This window comes from Streptomyces sp. NPDC056128, from assembly GCF_042263835.1.
Classification (GTDB): Bacteria; Actinomycetota; Actinomycetes; order Streptomycetales; family Streptomycetaceae; genus Streptomyces.
Map to the genome: position 1 here is coordinate 698509 of NZ_JBHJVQ010000001.1, position 17656 is coordinate 716164.

Here is a 17656-nt window from a genome sequence, read left to right on the forward strand (position 1 = left end):
AGTACTACGGCTCCGCAAATTCCGTATCAGCGTGGGGAGTTCGGCATGGACAGGCGAGGTTTCAACCGACGGGTACTGCTGGGCGGCGCGGCCGTCGCGACATCGTTGTCCATCGCTCCGGAGACCGCGGGCGCCGCCGGTGAGGCCAAGGGCGTGACCGCGAAGACGGCGCGGGCCGGGGGCGAGGTGAGACACATCAAGATGTACGCCGAGAAGCTGGCGGACGGTCAGATGGGCTACGGCTTCGAGAAGGGCAAGGCGTCCGTCCCCGGACCGCTGATCGAGCTGAACGAGGGCGACACGCTGCATATCGAGTTCACCAACACCATGGACGTGCGGGCCAGCCTGCACGTGCACGGCCTGGACTACGAGATCTCCAGCGACGGCACGGCGATGAACAAGAGCGACGTCGAGCCCGGCGGCACCCGCACCTACACCTGGCGCACCCACAAGCCGGGCCGCCGCGCGGACGGCACCTGGCGCTCGGGCAGCGCGGGCTACTGGCACTACCACGACCACGTGGTCGGCACCGAGCACGGCACGGGCGGCATCCGCAACGGCCTCTACGGTCCGGTGATCGTGCGCCGCAAGGGCGACGTCCTGCCGGACGCCACGCACACCATCGTCTTCAACGACATGCTCATCAACAACCAGAAGCCCCACACCGGTCCCAACTTCGAGGCCACCGTGGGCGATCGCGTCGAGATCGTCATGATCACGCACGGCGAGTACTACCACACCTTCCACATGCACGGTCACCGCTGGGCCGACAACCGCACCGGCATGCTCACCGGTCCCGACGATCCCACCCAGGTCATCGACAACAAGATCACCGGCCCGGCGGACTCCTTCGGCTTCCAGATCATCGCGGGGGAGGGGGTGGGCGCGGGCGCGTGGATGTACCACTGCCACGTGCAGAGCCACTCCGACATGGGGATGGTGGGGCTGTTCCTGGTGAAGAAGACCGACGGCACCATCCCGGGGTACGACCCGCACGAGCATGCCCACGGGGGCGGCGAGCAGACCGCGAAGGCTCCCGAGCACCACCACTGAGGGCCGCCCCGAGCGCCCTCTTCCCGTCCGGCGGCTGCGGCTATCCTGAGCCGCAGCCGCCGACGAGGAGCCCTCACGTGAGCGAGACAGTGCCCCGCCCCACGCTGGAGGCCGTGGCCGAGCGGGCCGGGGTCTCGCGGGCCACCGTGTCCCGCGTGGTCAACGGGGCGCACGGGGTGCGCGACGCGCTGGCCGAGCGGGTCCGGCGCGCGGTGGAGGAACTCGGCTACGTGCCCAACCAGGCCGCCCGCAGCCTGGTGACCCGACGGCACGACGCCGTCGCCGTCGTGGCCGCCGAACCGGAGACCCGGGTCTTCGCCGACCCCTACTTCGCCCAGCAGTTGCGTGGCATCAGCAAGGAACTGACGGCCCACGACAACCAGTTGGTGCTGCTGCTCATCGAGGGCCGCGAGGACCACGCCCGCGTCGGCCGCTACCTGTCCGGCGGCCACGTCGACGGCGCCCTCGTCTTCTCCCTGCACCTTCACGACCCGCTGCCCGGCCTCGTACGCAGGGCCGGGGTGCCGACCGTGTTCGGCGGGCGCCCCGACTGGGAGGACGGGCGGGACGACGTGGTCTACGTCGACAGCGACAACCGCGGCGGTGCCCGCGCGGCCGTCCGCCACCTGGCCGGCCTCGGCCGCACCCGGATCGCGCACATCACCGGCCCGCTCGACCAGACCTCCGCCGCCGACCGGCTGGCCGGCTTCCGCGACGTCCGGGCCGCCGCCGACCCCGGGCTGGTCGCGCACGGCGACTTCACCCCGGGCGGCGGCGAACGGGCGATGCGGGAGCTCCTCGACCGCTGCCCGGACCTGGACGCCGTGTTCGCGGCCAACGACCTCACCGCCGCCGGTGCCCTGCGGGTGCTGCGCGAGCGCGGGCGGCGGGTGCCGGACGACGTGGCGGTGGTGGGCTTCGACGACATGCTGCCCGTAGCCGAACAGACCGACCCGCCCCTGACCACCGTCCGCCAGGACATCGAGGAGATGGGCCGCCTGATGGCCCGCCTCCTCCTGCGCGGCCCGGCCCCCCGCACGGCCACCCCGGAATCCGCCGACCCGGACCCCGGCACGTCCGGCGTCATCCTGCCGACCACGCTGGTCCACCGCGCCAGCGCGTGAGCACGCGGGTCCGGCGCCCGTCTTGCCCTCCGGGGGCTCATTTCGGCACCGGGGACCCGGCGTCGACTACGCCTGATGGCCCGCCTCCCCCTACGCGGCCCGGACTCACGCACGGGCACTGACGCTCCGGAATCCGCCGACCCGGACCCCGGCACGTCCGGCGTCATCCTGCCGACCACGCTGGTCCACCGCGCCAGCGCGTGAGCACACGGACCCGGCGCCCGTCTTGCCTCCGGGGTCTCCTTCGGTACCGGGGACCCGGCGTCGTCCCTAGGCCTGCCGCGGCAGGGGCCTGAGTACCGCGAAGCGGGCGCCGGACGGGTCGGTGATGCGGGCGACGCGGCCGACGTCCTCGATGTCCGTCGCGGCCATCGGCACCGTGCCGCCCAGCTCCCGGGCCCGGGCGACCGCGGTGTCCGTGTCGTCCACCGCGAAGTACGGCAGCCAGCCGGTCTCCGTCGGCTCCGGGTCGTCGGCGAGCGGGACGACACCGCCGAACATGGCGTCCTCGCCCTCCCCGCCGGGGTTGACCGAGGTGTAGGAGCCACCCGGGAAGGACACCGCCGAGGTCTCCAGCCCCAGGACGTTCTGGTAGTACGCGGCGGCGGCCGCGACGTCCGCCGTGTGCAGCTCGACCCAGCACAGGGCGCCGCTCTCGCCGACCACGCCCAGACCGGGGAGCCGCGCCGGCTGCCAGACGCCGAACGGCAGCCCGGCCCGGTCGGCGAGGATCGCCATGGTGCCCTGGTCCATCACCTCCATCGGTTGCGCGAGGACACCTCCGCGGGCCTGCTCGGAGGCCTTGGCGGTGGCCCGGGCGTCCGGCGTCTGGAAGTACACCGTCCAGGACGGCGGGCCCTGCTCGGACGTGGTCTCCATGCCGCCGGCCGCGATCCGGCCGTCCAGCTCGAAGAAGCCGTAGCCGCCGGCCTCCGGGCCCGCCGATCGGAACCGCCAGCCGAAGAGGCCGCCGTAGAAGGCGGCGGAGGCGTCGAAGTCGGTCGTGCCGACGTCGACCCAGTTCGGAGCGCCGGTGACGAAACGGGTGGTGAGCATGATCGCCCTCCTCGGAAGGGTCCCGTTGCCTGTACTGCCGAGTCTTCCACCGACCACCCGCCCCCGCTTCCGCGCGCCGCCGTGCGCCGCCGCACGCGACGGAGGACCATCTGAACGGGTGAGGGGTCCGCCGGCGGCGTTGATCCGGCGTTGATGGAATGTTTTTCGCCGCCCGGCACGCTCCTGTCCATGCACATCGAGACGATCGCCACGCCGGACCTCGACTGGCAGGAGGAGGCGTTGTGCGCACAGACCGGAGCCGAGTTCTTCTTCCCCGAGCCCGGCAGTTCCGTACGGGACGCGAAGCGGATCTGCGCCCTCTGCCCCATCCGCTCGGCCTGCCTGGACTTCGCGCTGAGCAATGACGAGCGCTTCGGCGTCTGGGGCGGACTGTCGGAGAAGGAACGGCTGGAACTGCGCCGCGCCACCCACTGAGCGCGGCCCCCGGTCCGGCCGCCCGCACCGGTAATTCGCTGTGCCGCGCCCGCCCCGGCGGGCAGAATCCCGGCATGGCACGAACCGCGGTCCAGCACGAGGCCGACAGTCTGCTGCACGCCCTCGACCCGCTCGCCCACCCGACGCGCATGCGCGAACTCGTCGTGCGCGCGGGCGAGTCGGACGACCCACGGTCCCTGCTCGCCGAGCTGGAGACGCGCGGCGCGTACGGACGCCGGCTCGCCGTCGTCGCCGCGTCCGCCGCGCGCGACACCGGGTGGATCGCGGACCGGATCGCCGACCCCGACCCCTACGTGCGCGGCCACGCCCTGCGCGTCGCCGACAGCCTGGGCGTGCCGGACACCGCGTTCGAGGCGGCCCTCGCCGACGCCCCCGAGGCGGCCCGCCGCGCCCTGCTGCGCGCCGTCGTGGCCGGCGGACGCACCGCCCTCGCCGACCGGCTGGTCGACACGCTGCGCCGCGACCGGGGCGACACCGAGGCCACCCGCCTGCTGCCGGGCTGCACCGCGCCGACGGTCGCCCGGCTGCTGCCCGGACTGCTCTACGCGGTGCGGGCCTGGTCGCCCCTGGCCAAGCGGCACCGCGCGGCCCTCTTCGAGGCCCTGGAGCGGGAGCTGACCGCGCTGCCCGAGGCCCTGCGCGACACCTGGTGGCGCCGGTACGCGCACCCGGCGGCCGTCCTCGCGCCCACCGAACCCGCGCGGGTGCTGCGGCTGCTGGAGGAGTACGGGCCGAGCCGGCTGCCGCACGAACTGCTCGGCGCGCTCACCGCGTTCGCCGCGGCGGACCCCCGGCGGACGCTGCGCCTGCTCCCCACGCCCGCCTGGACCGCCGTCACCGGCGTGCACCGGCTGGGACGCACGGTCCTGTACCGGCTGACCCGGCACGACTCGCCCGAACTCGTCGCCTACGCCCGGATCCTGCTGCCCTACGGCGACCTGCCGCGGCTGCTCAAGGCGCTCCCGCCCGCCCGGCGCCCCGCCCTGTGCGAGGCCGTCCGCGAGGGGCGGGGAGCCGGCGGCGCCGTCCTGGTCGACGAGCCGCTCCTGGAGGTGCTGCCGCGCCCGCACGCCGCCCGGGAGGCCCGGGAGGCCGCCGCACGCGCGCGTGCCGCAGGCGCCGGCGCGTACACGGTCCTGGTCGCCGAGTCCTTCCTCCCGGTGGCCGAGGTCCACGACCGGCTGCTGGCGGCCACCGGGCACCCCGACGCCGACGACCGCGCCCACGCCTGGCGCCTGCTGATCCGCAACGCCGCCCGCTCCGGCGACCCGGCCGCCGTCACCGCCGTACTGCGGGACATGGCCCGGCTGGCCAACGAACAGGACCCCGTGCGCTCCGCCGCGCTGCGGGCGGCGGGCGCCGTCCCGGCCGCTCTGTTCAGCGAGGAGGCCGCCGACCTCCTGGACCGCGTCGCCACCGACGCCGTCGCGGCCCGCGACTCCTCGCCCGAGACCCGCCGCCTGCTCGGCACCCTCGCCCTCGGCATCCTGCGCGAGCACGCGGCCGGCGGCACGCGCGAGCTGGTGAACTGGGCGCTGCGCACCCTCGTACGGATATCCGGCACCACCGGCGGCGCCGACCTCGGCCGCCTCGACCGCACCCTGCGGCGCGGCCAGGAACACCAGGTGTACGAGGCGCTGCGCCCGTGGATCGAGGCCGGGGCCGAGAAGTCCGACTACGGCCTCGTCTTCGCCCTCGCCCGCGCGGTGGGCGCCCGCGCCGCCGGGATGCCGGAACTCCAGGACCTGCTCTGGCAGGCCGTCCGCTACGGCAACGACACGACCGCGCGCACCGCGATCGGCCTCTGGCTCGAACCACCCGCCACCCGCGACGAACGCGCGGCCCGCGTCCTCGCCCACGAGCCGTCGGCGGCCGTGCTCGCGCCGGTGCGCGACGTGCTCGTGCGGCGCCGCACCGACCTGCTCGACCCGCTGCTCGCCGAGACGCCGCCGTACGGCCGGTTCCTCACCAAGGGCACCCGCTGGTCGCTCCCGGTGGGCGCGTACGAGGTGAGCCGGTGGGTGCCGCGCCAGCAGCTCGCCCTGCTGCGCCGGTGCGCCGCGCGGGCGGCCGACGCCGGACTGCCGCTGCACGCGCGGGCCACGGCCCTGACCCGGGCCGCCGCGGTGCCCGACGGGGGCGCCGACCTCCTGCGCCGCTGGACCGGATCGGCGGAGGTCGTCCTCGCTGAGGCCGCGCTCGCCGCCCTGGCCGGGACCGACCGGGCCGCCGAGTCACTGCCCGAGCTGCTGGCCCACGCGGGCGGCGACCGGGCCCGCGTCGCCGTGTACGCGGTCACCCGGGCGTCCCGGCAGGCGCGGCCGTCGGTCCTCGCCGGCCACTTGCGGGACGTGCTGCGGGCGCCGGACGCCAAGGTGACCAGCCGCAAGGAGGCCGTCCGCCTCGCCGCGGTCCGGCTCCCCGTGCCGGACGCCGCGGCCCTGATCGCCGAGGTGTACGCCCGGCCGGGCACCCACCCGGACGTCCGCGCCGCCTGCGTCGCCTTCACCGGCGGGCTGCTGGGGCACGAGGAGGTCTGGGAGCTGCTGCACGACGCGGCGGGCGGTGCGCCGGTCCTGCGGGCCGCCCTGCTGCGGGCCCTGCCGCTGAACCTGCCCGAGGCCCACCGCGCCCGCTACGCGGCCCTGGTGCGCGACGTGGCCGCCGACTCCGCCGCCGACTCGGCCACCGCGATCCTCGCCTTCCAGGCGCTGGCCCGCTGGGCCCCCTGGTCGGCCGAGGCGCCCGGCGTACTGGCCGGGGCCGTCACGGACCTCGCCAACCGCGGGACCTGGGCCTCCGCCGCCAACGCCCTGATCGGCGCGGCCTCGAGCGCCCCGCACGGTCTCACCGGACTGCTGGACGCCCTGACCACGCTGGCCGGGAGGGAGGACGGCGACGGCAGCGACGCGGGGGAGACCCGGGACCGGCCGTCCCGCCGCCGGATCGAGGCCCTCGTCGCCGGACTCGACACGGGATTCCAGCGCCCCGAGGCGGTCCGCCCGGCCGCCCTGGCCGCGGCCGAGCTGCTGTCCCGTACGACGCCCACGTGGCCCGGGCCGCCGTGCTCGCGGCGCACCACGTCGACCTGAGCGCCGTACCGCCGCGCCTGGACCGGGTGGCCGACCTGGCGGGACCCGACCGCCCGGCGCTCGCGGCGCGGGTCGCGGGCGCCCTGCGCGAACGCCTGGAGACCCGGGAACAGCCGGGCGACTCCGCGGTACTGCTCGCCGAGGCCCGGACGCTGGCCGAGCACGGCGGTCACGCCCGCGGGCTGATGGCCGTGGCCGTCACCGGCGCCCTCGGCGACCGCGAGGACTGGCCCGCCCCCTGGCGCGCCGTGCTGCGTGCCCTGCGCCGCCACCCCGTCCCCGACGTACGCGACGCGGCACTGGAGGAGACGACGGCCTACGAGTGACGGACCCGGGCCGCGGTCGGCGTCGTCGCCACCGACTCTGTCGGCCGGTCAGCCCGCCGCGCGGGCCGCCATCCGGGCCTTGCGTGCCGCCAGCTTCTCGTCGAACTTGGAGGCCTCGGCGTCCAGCCCGCCCATGTAGAGACCCAGTTCCTCCTGGGCCCGCACACCCTCCGGGCCGAGTCCGTCGATCTCCAGGACCTTCAGGAAGCGCAGCACGGGCTGGATCACGTCGTCGTGGTGGATGCGCAGGTTGTAGACCTCGCCGATCGCCATCTGCGCGGCGGCCCGCTCGAAGCCGGGCATGCCGTGACCGGGCATCCGGAAGTTGACGACCACGTCCCGCACGGCCTGCATCGTCAGGTCGGGCGCGATCTCGAAGGCAGCCTTGAGCAGGTTCCGGTAGAAGACCATGTGCAGGTTCTCGTCGGTCGCGATGCGGGCCAGCATGCGGTCGCAGACCGGGTCGCCGGACTGGTGGCCGGTGTTGCGGTGCGAGATGCGGGTGGCCAGCTCCTGGAAGGAGACGTAGGCCACCGAGTGCAGCATCGAGTGCCGGTTGTCCGACTCGAAGCCCTCGCTCATGTGGGCCATGCGGAACTGCTCCAGCTTGTCCGGGTCGACCGCGCGGGAGGCGAGCAGGTAGTCGCGCATGACGATGCCGTGCCGGCCCTCCTCGGCGGTCCAGCGGTGCACCCAGGTGCCCCAGGCACCGTCACGGCCGAAGAGGCTGGCGATCTCGTGGTGGTAGCTGGGGAGGTTGTCCTCCGTCAGCAGGTTCACCACCAGGGCGATCCGTCCGATCTCGGTGACCTTGGACTGCTCCTTGTCCCAGGCCTCGCCGTCCTCGAAGAATCCCGGGAAGTTCCGGCCGTCGGTCCACGGCACGTACTCGTGCGGCATCCAGTCCTTGGTGACCTTCAGGTGCCGGTTGAGCTCGGTCTCGACCACTTCCTCCAGCGCGTACAGCAGCCGGGCGTCGGTCCAGTCGGCGGAGGAGCCGAGGTGCGGGGAGACGATCGTCACGGAGAACTCCAGGGGACGTGCGACAGTGCGGAGCGGCCGGCGAGCGGTGCCGGGAACCTACGGGATCGTAGGCTACGAAACCGTAGGTTACGAGGGCGTAGGTTAAACGCACTGTAAAGGTCGCTGATCAGCCCGGGTCCACGCGGGGTGCGACAAGGCACCGAGACACGCAGGTCCCGGGGCCGGACGGGTGACCTACCGGCGAGTTCACGCGTACAGCTCCCGCAGCCGGACCGAGAGGCATGTCACACAGCCCTCGAGCTTCTCGAACTCGCCGATGTCGACGAGTACGGGCTCGTGGCCGAGGTCGGCCAGCAGCTCCGCCGTCTTCGGCGCGCTCGCCGCCATCAGCAGCTTGTCCCCGCCGAGCAGCACCACGTGCGCCCCGGACTCCTCCGGCACCGGCAGGAAGCGCGGGTAGAGCGACGGCACGTCGGTCTGCGGGATGTGCCCGATCACCGTGCCGTCCGGCAGCGCGGTCACCGCCGACTTCAGGTGCAGCACCCTGCTCACCGGCACGGCGACGACCCGGGCGCCCAGCGGCTCGAACGCGGCCCGCACCTGCCGCACCCCGGCCGCGTTGGTGCGCCCGCCGCGCCCGACGTAGATCGTGTCGCCGATCTTCAGGACGTCGCCGCCGTCCAGCGTGCCGGGCTCCCAGACCCAGTTGACCGAGCAGCCGAGCCGGGCCACGGCCTCCTCGACGCCGGCCGTCTCCGCCCGCCGGGACTCCGCGCCGGGCCGCGTGATCAGGGCGACGTTGCGGTACATGACGACCGCGTCCTCGACGAACACCGAGTCGGGGCAGTCGTCGGCGGGGTCCACCTCCAGCGTCTCCCAGCCGTTCGCCGCCAGCGCCTCGACGTAGGCGTCCCACTGCTCGACCGCCAGGGCGTGGTCGACCGGCTCCCGCTCGACGTGGGTCACCAGGCCTTCGGCGAGCCTGGGGCCGGGGCGGCGGACGAGGGCCTTCTTGCTGGGCACGCGGGGCCTTCCGTATCGGCGCTGTCGGGTCCGGCGCCCGTGGTCCGGCGCCGGTTCGCCATCATGCAGCGGGGACGCGTGCCGACGGAACCCCCGTCAGCCGCTCGTAGCCCTCCTGAGATGCTCCGCCGTACTGGAGCCGCGGGCGGCGAGCAGGTCCCGCGGGGTGCCTTCGAAGATCACCCGGCCACCGTCCCGGCCGCCGTCGGGGCCGAGGTCCACGACCCAGTCGGCGTGCGCGACCACGTCCAGGTTGTGCTCCACGACCACCACCGTGTTGCCGGTGTCGACCAGCCGGTCCAGCAGCGCGAGCAGCCCCTGGACGTCCGACATGTGCAGTCCGGTGGTCGGCTCGTCCAGCACGTACACGGCGCCGGTGCGGTGCAGCCGGGTGGCGAGCTTGATGCGCTGCCGCTCACCGCCGGAGAGCGTCGAGAGCGGCTGGCCGAGGGTGAGGTAGGTGAGGCCGACGTCGTGCAGGGCGCGCAGCCGCCGCCGCAGGCCCGGGTCGGCGAAGAAGTCCAGGGCCTGGCCCGCCGTCATCGCCAGCACGTCGGCGACCGACCTCCCGCCGACCGTCAGCCGCAGCACCTCCTCCCGGAAGCGCCGCCCCTCGCAGTCGTGGCAGGTGGTCGTCACGGGGTCCATGAACGCGAGGTCGGTGTGGATGACCCCGCGGCCCTCGCAGGTGGCGCACGCGCCCGCCGAGTTGAAGCTGAAGAAGCCCGGCTCGGTGCCCGTCTCCCGCGCGAAGAGCTTCCGTACCGTGTCCATGATCCCGAGGTAGGTCGCCGGGGTGGACCGCGCGGAGACGCCGATGGCCGACTGGTCGACGACCACGGCGTCCGGGTGGGCGGCGGTCAGCTCCGCGACCAGCGTGCTCTTGCCCGACCCGGCGACCCCGGTGACCGCGGTGAGCACCCCGGTCGGGAAGGCGACCGTCACGTCCCGCAGGTTGTGCCGGCCGGCGCCCTTCACCCACAGCTGCCCGTCCGCCTTCCGCGGGTCCGCCTTCACCGCCGTACGGCGGCCCAGGCACCGCCCGGTGAGGGTGTCCGACGCGGCCAGCTCGCCCGGCGTCCCCTCGAACACCACCCGGCCGCCGTCGGCGCCGGCCCGCGGTCCCATGTCGACCACGTGGTCCGCCAGCGCGATGACGTCCGGGTCGTGCTCGACGACCAGCACGGTGTTGCCCTTGTCGCGCAGCCGCAGCAGCAGGTCGCCCAGGCGCCCGACGTCGCGCGGGTGCAGGCCGACGCTGGGCTCGTCGAAGATGTACGTCATCCCGGTCAGGCTGGAGCCGAGGTGCCGCACGGTCTTCAGCCGCTGCCCCTCGCCGCCGGACAGCGTGGAGGTCTCCCGGTCGAGGCTGAGATAGCCGAGGCCGATCGCCTCGACCCGCTCCAGCGCCGCGACGGCGGCACCGGCGACCGGCAGCGCCACCGGGTCGTCGATCCGCTTCAGTACGGTGATCAGGTCGGTGACCTGCATGGCGGAGCAGTCGGCGATGGAGTGCCCGTCGATCCGGGCCGCGAGCGCCGCCGCGTTCAGCCGGGCCCCGCCGCACTCGGGGCAGGCGCCCTCCACCAGGAACCCCCGTACGAGGTCCCTGGTCTTCTCGCTCATGCCCGACAGGTCCCGCTTGAGGTAGAGCCGCTCGAAGCGGTCGGCGAGCCCCTCGTACTCGGTGGTCCAGGTGCCGCCCGAGCCGTTGACGGTGACCTTGCTGCCGGGCCGCCCGCGCATCAGGAAGGCGCGCTCGGCGTCCGTGAAGTCGCCGACCGGGCGGTCCGGGTCCAGCTCGTCGGAGTTGGTGTACGCCTGCCCCTGCCAGGTCCCGGCCGCGAACGGCGGGAAGCGGACCGCCCCGTCGGCCAGCGACCTGGCGGGGTCGAGGATCCGGTCCCAGTCGGGCCGCACCGTGCGGCCCAGGCCGTCGCAGCCGGGGCACATGCCCGACGGGTCGTTGAACGAGTACGCCGTCGCCCCTCCGGCGCTGGGGGTGCCGTGCCGGGAGAACAGCACCCGCAGCACCGAGTGGATGTCGGTCATCGTGCCGACCGTGGACCGCGAGTGGCCGCCCACCGGCCGCTGGTCGACGACGATCGCGGGGGAGAGGTCCTCCAGGGCGTCCGCGTGCGGCCGCTCGTACTTGGGCAGCCGGTTGCGCACGAACCAGGTGAACGTCTCGTTCAGCTGGCGCCGCGACTCGACCGCGATGGTGTCGAAGACGACCGACGACTTCCCCGACCCCGAAACGCCGGTGAACACGGTCAGCCGGCCCTTCGGGATGCGGAGGGTGACGTCCTGGAGGTTGTTCTCCCTGGCTCCGGTGATGGTGATGAACTCGCTCATGCGAGTGACGCTAGGCGGGATACCCGACAGCTTCTGGCTGGATTTCCCGCAGTTCTCCCTCCTCGAACAGCAGCCAGCGGGTGATGCCCAGCGACTCCAGGAACGGCATGTCGTGGCTGGCCACGATCAGCGCCCCCTCGTAGGACTCCAGCGCGGTGGTGAGCTGCCGCACGCTCGCCATGTCCAGGTTGTTCGTCGGCTCGTCCAGCATCAGCAGCTGCGGCGCGGGCTCGGCCAGCATCAGCGCGGCCAGCGCCGCCCGGAACCGTTCGCCGCCGGAGAGCGTCGCCGCCTTCTGGTCGGCGCGGGCGCCCCGGAACAGGAAGCGGGCCAGCCGCGCCCGGATCCGGTTGTTGGTGGCGCCCGGCGCGAACCGGGCCACGTTCTCGGCGACGGTCAGCTCCCCGTCGAGGACGTCGAGGCGCTGGGGCAGGAACCGCAGCGGCACGTGCGCCGTCGCCTCGCCCGCCACCGGCGCCAGCTCCCCGGCGACCGTGCGCAGCAGCGTGGTCTTGCCCGCGCCGTTGCGCCCGATCAGCGCGATCCGCTCGGGACCGTGCAGATCGAAGCCGCCCTCCACCCGAGCGCCGTACCGGAGTTCCAGTTCGCGCAGGGTGAGCACGGCCCGGCCCGGTGGTACGGCCGTGTAGGGCAGGTCGACGCGGATCTCGTCGTCGTCCCGCACGGCCTCCACCGCGTCGTCGAGGCGCTCCCTGGCCTCGGCGAGCTTCTCCTCGTGCATGATGCGGTGCTTGCCCGCGGACTCCTGCGCCGCGCGCTTGCGCGCCCCCATGACGATCTTCGGTTCGCGTTTCTGGTCCCACATCTTCTGGCCGTACCGCTTGCGGCGGGCCAGTTTGACCTGGGCGTCGGCCAGTTCCCGCTTCTGCTTGCGCAGGTCGGACTCGGCGACCCGCACCATGCGCTCGGCCGCCTCCTGCTCCACGGCCAGGGCCTCCTCGTACGCCGAGAGGTTCCCGCCGTACCAGGTGATGCCGCCGGACCGCAGGTCGGCGATCTGGTCGACCAGTTCCAGCAGTTCCCGGTCGTGGCTGACCACGACCATGACGCCGGGCCAGGAGGTGACGGCGGCGTACAGGCGCCTGCGGGCGTACAGGTCGAGGTTGTTGGTGGGCTCGTCCAGGAGCAGGACGTCGGGCCGGCGCAGCAGCAGCGCGGCCAGCCGCAGCAGCACCGACTCGCCGCCCGAGACCTCGCCGACGGTGCGGTCGAGCCCCACGTGGCCGAGCCCGAGTTCGCCGAGGGTGGCGAGGGCGCGCTCCTCGACGTCCCAGTCGTCGCCGACCGCCTCGAAGTGCTCCTCGGCCACGTCGCCCGCCTCGATGGCGTGCAGCGCGGCCCGGCGCGCGGCGATGCCGAGCGCCTCGTCGACCCGCAGCGCGGTGTCGAGGGTGACGTTCTGCGGCAGACAGCCGACCTCGCCGGAGACGCGGACGGTGCCGTCGGCGGGCGTGAGCTGCCCGGCGATCAGCTTCAACAGGGTCGACTTGCCCGCCCCGTTGACGCCGACGAGCCCGGTCCTGCCGGGGCCGAACGCGGTGTCGAGTCCCTCGAAGACGGGCGTGCCGTCGGGCCAGGCGAAGGACAGGGACGTACAAGTGATGGATGTAGACATACGGGTCTCCGCGGTTGCTTGAAGCCGTCAGGGGCAAACGCGTATCGAGACACCGGAGGGCGGCGACCGCCGTCGGACGAGAGAAGGAGGAGCCCCGGGGGAGTGCCGGGCATGAAAAAAGCCCTGCTCCGCGAAGGGACGGCTCGAACGCCGAGGTCGCACGCTGCGTACACACACGTGAGGTGTGTCGCGGTGTCTCAGGACCTCAGACGAGCAACGTCCTTCTCCAATCGGCGGCAACAGAAGCGATATACACCGTACGAGGGACCGGGTGCGCTGTCAACGTATTTCCGCGGACCCGCTCCCACGGCCCCGAGGAGGCCCCCGTGCCCAACGGCCCGCTCTCACTGCCGGCCCGGCTCTGCCTGCTGTCCTGGGACCCCACGAGGTCCGGCGCCGCGGACACCGCCCGGGTCCACCACCTGGTGCGCGCCGGCGCGCTCACCGAACTGGCCCGGCGCGGCCTGCTCACCGACGACGACGGCATCGCCACCCCCGTCGACCTGGACTCCCGCACCGGGGACGCGGTCCTCGACGGGCTCCTCGAGCTGGTCCGCGAGTCGCTGCCGCACCGGTGGCGGACGTGGGTCGCGCTGCACGCGCGGGTCACCTTCGACGCCGTCCGGGAGCAACTGGTGGCCGAGGGCTACCTGCGGGCCGAGAAGAAGCGCGTGCTCGGGGTGTTCCCGTCCGTGGAGCACGTCCTGGCGCGCCCGGCCGTGGCGAAGGCGCTCCGCGAGGAGACGCGGGAGGTGCTGGAGGGCCGGATTCCGGCCGGGGAGGTGTCCGAGCGCGACGCGGCCGCGGCCGTGCTCGTCGCCGCCGCGGCACCCGGCGTCCCGGCCGGCACCGGACCCGGCGCGGCCGACGATGGGCGCGGCAAGGAGCGCATCGCCGAACTGACCGAGCGGGGCGGGGCGGCGGCACCCGGGCTGCGGAAGATCGTGGGAGAGGTCTGGGGCGCGGTGAGCGCGGAGAGCGCCCGGGCCGTGGCGTCGTCGGGGCGCTGAGGTCGGGGCGCTGAGGAGGGCCGGGGCGGCGGCCGGTCAGCAGCTGCCGCGCATCAGCTCCGCCAGGTCGTGCTCCAGGTCCAGGTGGAGGTGCTCCATGCCGACGGGCACCAGCTCGCCCGTGGCCGCCAGGAACCGGCGCAGCTCGCCCGAACGCACGTGGATCACGGCGGTGCCCTCGGGCGCGTGGAACTCCAGGACGGTGCGGTCGTACCCGTACGGGCGCACCCGCACGTCGCCGTGGCCGTCCGGCTCCCGCATCCCCGCGATGAGCAGCTCGCGGGAGAAGGTCCAGCAGACCTCCACGCCCTCCAGGGTGGCCGGGGCCGGGAAGGTCATGCGGACGGCGAAGGGGTCGCCGCGGTCGTAGTGCAGGGTGGCGGGAATGCTCGGCATGCGCGGTGCGGCGGCGACGAGACGCGCCTCGACCGGCTGCTCGATGACGGTGGACAACGCCTTGCTCCCTCGTGACGGCTGGACGGGCTCTCGGGGTGGTGCGGGCCGGGCACTTGAAGAGACGTTGGAAACAGCCGATCCGTGCACACGAGCATCGAGTGACCTCTGTCACCGCGTTCATGCACCGGCGTGACACGGCTCTCCTCGCCCGCCCCGTACGGCACTTGCGCCACGCGCCTGCCGGGCAGGTCCTCTGGACGGCGCACCCCCGGTGGGCTAGCTTCGCCCGCCATGAGGCGCTTGGGAAGCACGCGACGCACGGTACGGCCGATTCGAACCGCTCGCGGGCGCACGGGGCGTAGGGCGCTCGCGGGGGCGGTCTGCGCGGCGGCGCTGGCCGCGCTGACGACCGTACCGGCGCAGGCCGGTCAGCCGTCGCACGAGGAGCGGAACCGGCCGCACTGGGAACTCAAGGACACCGGGGCGCCCGAGGCCCGGTTCCGGGGGCTCGCCGCCGTCAGCCGGCACACCGCCTGGCTGGCCGGTTCCGGGGGCACCGTCCTGCGCACCACCGACGGCGGCGACACCTGGCGCGACGTCTCCCCGCCGGGCGCCGGCGACCTGGAGTTCCGGGACGTCGAGGCGTTCGACGCCCGCCGCGCCGTGGTCCTGGCCATCGGTGAGGGCGAGGCGTCCCGGGTCTACCGCACCGCCGACGGCGGAGCCACCTGGACGGAGTCCTTCCGCAACACCGACGCGCGGGCCTTCTACGACTGCCTCACCTTCTTCGACTCCCGGCACGGACTCGCCATGAGCGACCCGGTGGACGGGAAGTTCCGCATCCTGTCCACCCGCGACGGCGGCCGCTCCTGGAAGGTGCTGCCGGACCGGGGCATGCCGGCCGCGCAGGACGGCGAGGCCGGGTTCGCGGCCAGTGGCCAGTGCCTGGTCTCCTCCGGTCCGAGGGACGTGTGGCTGGCCACCGGCGGGGCCGCACGCGCGCGTGTGCTGCACTCCGCCGACCGGGGGCTGACCTGGACGGCCACCGACGCGCCGATCCCGGCGGGCGACCCGGCGCGGGGCGTCTTCGCCCTCGCCTTCCGCGACCGGGCCCACGGCCTCGCGGTCGGCGGCGACTACCGCCCCGACCAGGGTTCACCGCGGGCGGCGGCACGGACCGCGGACGCCGGCCGCACCTGGCGGCCCGCCGACCGGCCGCCGCCGGCATACCGTTCCGGCGTCGCCTGGCTGCCGCACAGCCGCACCGCCGCCCTCGCGGTCGGCCCCACCGGCACCGACCTCACCACGGACGGCGGCCGCACCTGGCGCACCGTCGACACCGGCTCCTACGACACCGTGGACTGCACTCCCGACCTGGGCTGTTGGGCCGCGGGCGAGCAGGGCCGGGCCGCCCGCCTGGAGTGGTGACGCCGGGCGGGGTGGGGTGTGGGTCCGCGATGTGGGGTACCCGCTCGCCGAACGTGAGAGGAAGTGAGCGGACATGCCGCGCGGTTCCAGCCCCAAACGGGAACGCCAGTACGAGCACATCAAGGACAGTGCCGAGGACCGCGGCGAGAGCACCGGCCGCGCCAAGGAGATCGCGGCCCGGACGGTCAACAAGGAGCGCGCCCGGTCGGGCGAGTCGAAGACCGCCAGCCGCACGTCCACCCGGGACATGTCGTCGGGCAAGCGGGGCGGGCAACGGTCGGGCCGGGGCCAGGGGCCGCAGGGTCCCACCTACGACCAGCTCTACGAGGAGGCCAAGCGCCGCAACGTGCACGGCCGTTCGAACATGAACAAGGGCGAGCTGCGCCAAGCGCTCGGCAAGTGAGGCAAGTGGTCCGTACCGCCCTCTAGGCGAGCGTCTCCCGGTACGGCTCCAGCGCCGGGGCCGTCTTCGTGGCGACGAACTCCGTGACGCGGTACGCGCACACGCCGGCCCGGACGAACGGGTCGCCCGCGGTGATCTCCTCGATCCGCGCACGGTCCTCCGCGACGGCGATGATCACCCCGCCGTCGCGGGGCTCCTTGCGCCCGGACGCCAGGAACACACCCTGCCCGTACAGCGCGTCCAGCCAGGCCACGTGGTCCGGCAGGACGGCGTCGACGGCTTCGAGCGGGGCGGTGTAGGACAGCTCCAGTACGAACATGATCGCGAGCCTACTGCGGGCTCCCCTAGGCTTGCCCCCACCATGACGCCCGTGACCGTGCAGATCCCCGCCGACTGGCCCGCGACCGAGGAGCGGGCGCGCGCCGTCCAGGACGGACTGCGCGCGCGGGTCGTCCTCGACGAGACCGGCCCGCCGCCCGGTACGGGCACGGTGACCGGCGTCGACGTGGCCTACGACGACGAGCGGGACGTGGTCGCGGCGGCGGCCGTCGTGCTGGACGCCGCGACCCTCGCCGTCGTCGCCGAGGCCACCGCCGTCGGGCGGATCTCCTTCCCCTACGTGCCGGGCCTGCTCGCCTTCCGGGAGATCCCGACCGTCCGCGCCGCGCTGGACGCCCTGCCGTGCCCGCCCGGCCTGGTCGTCTGCGACGGATACGGCCTGGCCCACCCGCGCCGCTTCGGCCTCGCCAGCCACCTGGGCGTGCTCACCGGCCTGCCCACCATCGGCGTGGCGAAGAACCCCTTCACCTTCACGTACGACGAGCCGGCCGCCCCGCGCGGCAGTACGTCCCCGCTGCTCGCCGGTGCCGAGGAGGTCGGGCGCGCGGTGCGTACGCGCGACGCCGTGAAGCCGGTCTTCGTCTCCGTCGGCCACCGGGTGAGCCTCGACAACGCCTGCGCGCACACGCTGGCCCTGGCCCCCGCCTTCCGTCTGCCGGAGACCACCCGCAGGGCCGACGCCCTGTGCCGCGCGGCGCTGCGGGCCGCCGCCTACCCGGCCTGACCCTCGACGCTCCAGCGGCCCACCTCCTGGTACGCCGAGTCGTAGACCGCCGAACCGTCGCCGGGCCGCAGCGCGTAGTGGTGCAGGTTGCCGCCCCAGTAGCGCAGGATGCGCTGCAGCTCGCCCGTGGGGTCCTGGGCGACCGCGCCCTCGTCCATGGTGACTTCGAGAAGGAACTTCATACCCTCAAGGGTTTCATTGAACTTCCCATGGGGACTTCGGCCGCGTCACACCGGTCGTGCCGGTCGAGA

17 protein-coding genes are annotated in these 17656 nt (G+C 74.1%); 9 read left to right on the forward strand and 8 right to left on the reverse strand.

The features are described from left to right. Window positions 1-45 precede the first annotated feature (45 nt). Window positions 46-1053 (forward strand): multicopper oxidase domain-containing protein, encoded by a 1008-nt coding sequence (locus ACFC1X_RS03010; RefSeq protein WP_376348212.1) that lies wholly within the window; start codon window positions 46-48, stop codon window positions 1051-1053. 77 nt (window positions 1054-1130) lie between these two features. Next, window positions 1131-2177 carry a LacI family DNA-binding transcriptional regulator gene (locus ACFC1X_RS03015; protein ID WP_376348214.1) on the forward strand — a complete coding sequence of 349 codons (1047 nt, stop codon included), beginning with the start codon at window positions 1131-1133 and terminating at the stop codon, window positions 2175-2177. Window positions 2178-2447: 270 nt separating this feature from the next. Here the strand turns inward: ACFC1X_RS03015 and ACFC1X_RS03020 are convergent, their stop codons facing one another. Next, a complete protein-coding gene (locus tag ACFC1X_RS03020; RefSeq protein ID WP_376348216.1) occupies window positions 2448-3233 on the reverse strand; it encodes a VOC family protein in 786 nt (261 codons plus the stop codon). 189 nt (window positions 3234-3422) lie between these two features. Here ACFC1X_RS03020 and ACFC1X_RS03025 point away from each other — a divergent pair, with 189 nt between their 5' ends. The 3 genes from ACFC1X_RS03025 (at window position 3423) to ACFC1X_RS03035 (ending at window position 7107) form a co-directional block, all read left to right on the forward strand. Continuing rightward, window positions 3423-3668, forward strand: a complete 246-nt coding sequence (locus ACFC1X_RS03025) for a WhiB family transcriptional regulator (RefSeq protein ID WP_122620628.1) — start codon at window positions 3423-3425, stop codon at window positions 3666-3668. A 74-nt stretch (window positions 3669-3742) separates the two neighbouring features. After that, complete coding sequence (locus tag ACFC1X_RS03030; RefSeq protein WP_376348218.1) at window positions 3743-6781, forward strand: hypothetical protein; 3039 nt, start codon at window positions 3743-3745, stop codon at window positions 6779-6781. Beyond that, complete coding sequence (locus tag ACFC1X_RS03035; protein ID WP_376348220.1) at window positions 6739-7107, forward strand: hypothetical protein; 369 nt, start codon at window positions 6739-6741, stop codon at window positions 7105-7107. The genes ACFC1X_RS03030 and ACFC1X_RS03035 overlap by 43 nt, the downstream gene beginning before the upstream one ends. A 48-nt stretch (window positions 7108-7155) precedes the next feature. On the opposite strand, the gene ACFC1X_RS03040 is transcribed toward ACFC1X_RS03035, so the two are convergent. From ACFC1X_RS03040 to ACFC1X_RS03055, 4 genes are all read right to left on the reverse strand, one after another. Further along, window positions 7156-8130 carry an acyl-ACP desaturase gene (locus ACFC1X_RS03040; RefSeq protein ID WP_376348221.1) on the reverse strand — a complete coding sequence of 325 codons (975 nt, stop codon included), beginning with the start codon at window positions 8128-8130 and terminating at the stop codon, window positions 7156-7158. Between the two features lie 207 nt (window positions 8131-8337). Next, on the reverse strand, window positions 8338-9114 hold the full coding sequence (gene ddaH / locus ACFC1X_RS03045) for a dimethylargininase (protein ID WP_376348223.1): 777 nt from the start codon (window positions 9112-9114) through the stop codon (window positions 8338-8340). Between the two features lie 96 nt (window positions 9115-9210). Continuing rightward, a complete protein-coding gene (locus tag ACFC1X_RS03050; RefSeq protein WP_376348225.1) occupies window positions 9211-11469 on the reverse strand; it encodes an ATP-binding cassette domain-containing protein in 2259 nt (752 codons plus the stop codon). Between the two features lie 10 nt (window positions 11470-11479). After that, the gene (locus ACFC1X_RS03055; RefSeq protein ID WP_376348226.1) at window positions 11480-13105 is read right to left on the reverse strand and encodes an ABC-F family ATP-binding cassette domain-containing protein; all 1626 of its coding nucleotides are present in this window, start codon (window positions 13103-13105) and stop codon (window positions 11480-11482) included. 326 nt (window positions 13106-13431) lie between these two features. On the opposite strand from ACFC1X_RS03055, the gene ACFC1X_RS03060 reads away from it, so the two are divergent. Next, on the forward strand, window positions 13432-14115 hold the full coding sequence (locus ACFC1X_RS03060) for a GPP34 family phosphoprotein (RefSeq protein ID WP_376348227.1): 684 nt from the start codon (window positions 13432-13434) through the stop codon (window positions 14113-14115). A 36-nt stretch (window positions 14116-14151) separates the two neighbouring features. Here the strand turns inward: ACFC1X_RS03060 and ACFC1X_RS03065 are convergent, their stop codons facing one another. Further along, window positions 14152-14568 (reverse strand): SsgA family sporulation/cell division regulator, encoded by a 417-nt coding sequence (locus ACFC1X_RS03065; RefSeq protein WP_161327022.1) that lies wholly within the window; start codon window positions 14566-14568, stop codon window positions 14152-14154. Between the two features lie 234 nt (window positions 14569-14802). Between ACFC1X_RS03065 and ACFC1X_RS03070 the strand changes: the two genes are divergently transcribed. After that, complete coding sequence (locus ACFC1X_RS03070) at window positions 14803-15939, forward strand: WD40/YVTN/BNR-like repeat-containing protein (RefSeq protein ID WP_376348229.1); 1137 nt, start codon at window positions 14803-14805, stop codon at window positions 15937-15939. Between the two features lie 73 nt (window positions 15940-16012). Continuing rightward, window positions 16013-16342 (forward strand): plasmid stabilization protein, encoded by a 330-nt coding sequence (locus ACFC1X_RS03075; RefSeq protein WP_376348231.1) that lies wholly within the window; start codon window positions 16013-16015, stop codon window positions 16340-16342. A gap of 22 nt (window positions 16343-16364) precedes the next feature. Here the strand turns inward: ACFC1X_RS03075 and ACFC1X_RS03080 are convergent, their stop codons facing one another. Then, entirely contained in the window at window positions 16365-16661 is a 297-nt protein-coding gene (locus tag ACFC1X_RS03080) for a YciI family protein (RefSeq protein WP_376348232.1), read from the reverse strand. A gap of 42 nt (window positions 16662-16703) precedes the next feature. On the opposite strand from ACFC1X_RS03080, the gene ACFC1X_RS03085 reads away from it, so the two are divergent. Then, window positions 16704-17405, forward strand: a complete 702-nt coding sequence (locus tag ACFC1X_RS03085) for an endonuclease V (RefSeq protein ID WP_376348234.1) — start codon at window positions 16704-16706, stop codon at window positions 17403-17405. On the opposite strand, the gene ACFC1X_RS03090 is transcribed toward ACFC1X_RS03085, so the two are convergent. Continuing rightward, the gene (locus ACFC1X_RS03090) at window positions 17393-17587 is read right to left on the reverse strand and encodes a hypothetical protein (RefSeq protein ID WP_376348236.1); all 195 of its coding nucleotides are present in this window, start codon (window positions 17585-17587) and stop codon (window positions 17393-17395) included. The two genes, ACFC1X_RS03085 and ACFC1X_RS03090, sit on opposite strands and share 13 nt — an antisense overlap. Window positions 17588-17656: the final 69 nt, after the last annotated feature.

Coding starts and splice junctions, on each gene's coding strand:
- ACFC1X_RS03055 (WP_376348226.1), bottom strand. CDS start 13,105: ATGTCTACATCCATCACTTGTACGTCCCTGTCCTTCGCCTGGCCCGAC.
- ACFC1X_RS03050 (WP_376348225.1), bottom strand. CDS start 11,469: ATGAGCGAGTTCATCACCATCACCGGAGCCAGGGAGAACAACCTCCAG.
- ACFC1X_RS03025 (WP_122620628.1), top strand. CDS start 3,423: ATGCACATCGAGACGATCGCCACGCCGGACCTCGACTGGCAGGAGGAG.
- ACFC1X_RS03070 (WP_376348229.1), top strand. CDS start 14,803: ATGAGGCGCTTGGGAAGCACGCGACGCACGGTACGGCCGATTCGAACC.
- ACFC1X_RS03075 (WP_376348231.1), top strand. CDS start 16,013: ATGCCGCGCGGTTCCAGCCCCAAACGGGAACGCCAGTACGAGCACATC.
- ACFC1X_RS03090 (WP_376348236.1), bottom strand. CDS start 17,587: ATGAAGTTCCTTCTCGAAGTCACCATGGACGAGGGCGCGGTCGCCCAG.
- ACFC1X_RS03020 (WP_376348216.1), bottom strand. CDS start 3,233: ATGCTCACCACCCGTTTCGTCACCGGCGCTCCGAACTGGGTCGACGTC.
- ACFC1X_RS03010 (WP_376348212.1), top strand. CDS start 46: ATGGACAGGCGAGGTTTCAACCGACGGGTACTGCTGGGCGGCGCGGCC.
- ACFC1X_RS03085 (WP_376348234.1), top strand. CDS start 16,704: ATGACGCCCGTGACCGTGCAGATCCCCGCCGACTGGCCCGCGACCGAG.
- ACFC1X_RS03080 (WP_376348232.1), bottom strand. CDS start 16,661: ATGTTCGTACTGGAGCTGTCCTACACCGCCCCGCTCGAAGCCGTCGAC.
- ACFC1X_RS03030 (WP_376348218.1), top strand. CDS start 3,743: ATGGCACGAACCGCGGTCCAGCACGAGGCCGACAGTCTGCTGCACGCC.